This window comes from Proteus sp. G4415 (genome assembly GCF_963896075.1).
Taxonomy (GTDB): domain Bacteria; phylum Pseudomonadota; class Gammaproteobacteria; order Enterobacterales; family Enterobacteriaceae; genus Proteus; species Proteus mirabilis.
In genome coordinates, this window is record NZ_CAWQOK010000141.1 from 1 (window position 1) to 3523 (window position 3523).

Here is a 3523-nt window from a genome sequence, read left to right on the forward strand (position 1 = left end):
ACCACACTAAGGCTGAAACAGTACTTGTTAGATAAATACCATAAATGGGGAGTTTTAATAAACCTGCGCTAAAAGGCGTAAGGTAGCGAAACACAGCTAAAAAGCGTGAAATAAAAAGAATAAAGAATGCTTTATTTTTTAACAGTTGTTGTATACGTAAGATCTTTGTTTGATAGCGGGTAACCCATTTATTTAAGCGAGGGAAATAATAAATGGAACGCCCTAACTGATAACTCACTATAGATCCTAATAAGGCACCTAAACTAGTTGCTAACCAAAGTAAAATAGGCGAATGGAAGGGCAAGCAAACCCCAAATATTAAGATCAGCATTAACGATGCGGGAGGTAAAAAGGATGAAATACCAATAGTAGATTTTCCCGCAGTGAGCAGGGTAATAGTAAAAAATAAAGCGATAGGAGAAACATGACTTAATGTGTCAAGCATTGAATGGAGTATCTCCATTTTATTCTCCTTTGATAATATTTTGCCCCTTTAGTATAGAGTGCATCTTTATACCAGACTGTCCGTTAGCCTAGCAAAATTTAATGGTCAGAAAAAGTAAGTCAAGAGCTTGTAAATAAAATGCCCCTCCATTCTAATGACTAATCCGTTAACTGGAGGGGCTTATTACTAAATAATTAAATTATAATTAATGTGCTTCATTAATTTATCGTTATCACGATAATCAACAGGAATGGCTAACACAGCAGGACCATCAACAGCTATCGCTTTACGTAAGGTTTCACGAAGTTGAGATGCGCACTCAACAGAAAATCCTTTAGCACCAAAAGATTCTGCATAGCGTTTAAAATCAATAGGACCAAATTTTACGCCAGAAGGACGGCCATATTTTACCTCTTCTTGCATCTCCACCATATTATAAGCATTATCAACCCAGATAATATGCAATATATTGGTATTAAGACGAACTGCGGTTTCTAGCTCCATTGAAGATTGCATAAATCCCCCATCACCAGAAACAGAGATAATTTTATCGCAAGGACGTACAAAAGAAGCGCCTATTCCCCAAGGTAATGCAACTCCCATGGTTTGTTGGCCATTAGAAATTAGCATTTGTCTCGCTCTAAAACTATAAAGGTAACGTGCAAGCCAAATATGAAAACTCCCCATATCAATACAAAGAGTGACATCGTTATCAATGATATCTTGCATTTCATGTATGATAGTTAAAGGATGAATAGGTGTGCCTTGTCTAAAATAACTATTTTGTTGCAAAATTTCCCTTTGCTGACGTATTTTCTCTAGTATTCCTTGGCTCTGATTAGACAATTGTAATTTTGAATTAGGCTGGTGAGTTAATTGTTGCGTTAACTTATCCAGTGTTAATTTAATATTGCCTGTTAATTCTAAGGCAGGGCAGTAAGCTAAATCGATTTCAGCTTGGATCTCATCAATATGGATAATATTGGCATTATGACTGTTCCATAAGGAAGGCTCATACTCAATCGGGCTATAACCTAAAGTGATAACTAAATCAGCGTGTGCCAGTAATTCATCCCCTGGCTGATTATTAAATAAGCCAATTCGTCCGGCAAAGAGTGGAAAATGGCGATGAGCAATAGCCCCGGCAGATTGATAAGTACCTACAATAGGAACAGGAAAAATATCAAGGAAATTTTGTAAGGCAAGAGCATTTTCCGGATCGCTGGCTTGAAGCCCTATTAATATCACAGGGTTTTTCGCTTGTAATAATAAGCTGATCGCTTCTTGAATTGCACTATCACTCGCGGCACCTAAATTAGGTTTGGATTTAGGTGTTAATAACGGGCTATCTACCTCATTATTGAGTATATCCATTGGAAAGGTTAAAAAAGCCGAGCCGGGACGACCTGACTCCGCATGACGAAAAGCATTGGCTAACGTCTCTGAAATTGATTGTGAAGAATCAACTTCAGCACAAAACTTAGTGATTGGGTTAAACATTGTTACTGTGTCCATACTTTGATGAACCAGTTTAAGTCTATCCGTAGATTTAACTGAGCCTCCTAAGGCAACTAGAGGATCACCTTCTGATGTAGCTGTCGCAATGCCCGTTGCTAGATTAGAACAACCGGGACCAGAAGTGGCTATCGCCACACCCGCTTTACCGGTTAAACGTCCTACCGCACCCGCCATAAAAGCCGCATTGGCTTCGTGACGCACAACAATAGTTTTAATTGTTGAATCAACCAAAGAATCAAAAACACGGTCAATTTTGGCTCCGGGGATCCCAAAAACTTGTTTAACACCATGTTGTTCTAATTGCTTAACCACCAAGTCAGCACCGCAATTCCAATGATGAGAGTTCATAAAACCTTCTTTAAGTTTGCAAGTGAATGAATAAAAACAGAATGACCTTTAGGAATGATTACTTTCAGTTTTCGGCTTGTTCTATTGCCTGATGAAGGTCATCGGGCATTAAATTAGCTTCTAAGAATGTTGATTGATGAGGTAAGTCAATAGTAAAACGAGAGATAACACCGATTTGTAGGGTGCCTTTTTTTAATTGATAATCAAGTACATGGCCACCACCTTCACGTTGGTGATTAATATAATGCTCATGAAATCCAGCAACATTAAGGCCTTGAGTAAATTGTGGGGAACGAAAGCCGGCAATAATACCCATTTCATCGTGAAAGGTAAAAATAGGCTGATTTTCAATGGCTTCTAGCATGGGCACATAAGGAGGCTCTTGACGTGGCACTGTACGTGTTTTAACTAATTCAAATTCGCCTTCAATTTTGATGGCACAAAATAGATTATCGGAAGGGACATATTGGTTAATAATATTGTGAACCTGTTGTTGAGAGACAGGATCTGAAAACTGATGTGTAATATCAGGTTTAAAGAATGTCATTACAGCAAAAGGCGAGCCTTGATCTGGACGGGCTTCTCGCGCACTGCCATCTGAACGTAATTGAAAAACGTTACTATCAAAGGCGACCAATTCGCCATCAAGATGATTAAAAGTACCTAAACCAAAATCACCATGCTTTAATAAATCAGCAATAGTAACATCACTATCATAAACACCAGCAATAAGACTACTCATTAAAGAATTTTGGTAGATAGTACATTCTGGATGTTTATTAATATAATGATTTAAAGAAGTTATTATTTCTTGGGTGCAGTTGCAGGAACTATGAGTATTTTTATGGTTATGGGTGATATCACTATTATCTCGCTCGATATGGTTAAAGCTAGTTTTCATAATGAAGCAGATCCTTATTTATTTAGATAGACATTCATCAACTATCAATTTCATTATTAGCCCTATAGGTAAGATTTTCAAATGTTTTAATTGATATCAAAAAAGATGTGATAATCATAGAGAGTGAGATTAAAGCTATTTTATTGTTTTTTATAAAGTTAATTTTACGTGTAACTTTATTAAAAAAAAATTAAAAAAATATCAATGTTATTGATGAGGTTGCTTTGTTTGTTTCTATTGGAAACTATAAATTAATGTAATTATTTTGAGCGATTATGAGTAATCACAAGGAAATTAAAGAAGAATTTAAA

3 protein-coding genes are annotated in these 3523 nt (G+C 36.5%); all 3 read right to left on the bottom strand.

Features of this window, described 5'->3' with window-relative positions; translation table 11 throughout:
- Positions 1 to 463: DedA family protein (locus AACU95_RS15185; RefSeq protein WP_161737103.1), on the bottom strand; the 463-nt coding region annotated here is incomplete at its 3' end.
- Between the two features lie 168 nt (positions 464 to 631).
- A complete protein-coding gene (alsS, locus tag AACU95_RS15190; protein WP_012367840.1) occupies positions 632 to 2311 on the bottom strand; it encodes an acetolactate synthase AlsS in 1680 nt (559 codons plus the stop codon).
- A gap of 64 nt (positions 2312 to 2375) precedes the next feature.
- A complete protein-coding gene (gene budA, locus AACU95_RS15195) occupies positions 2376 to 3212 on the bottom strand; it encodes an acetolactate decarboxylase (protein WP_036894824.1) in 837 nt (278 codons plus the stop codon).
- Between the last annotated feature and the right edge of the window lie 311 nt (positions 3213 to 3523).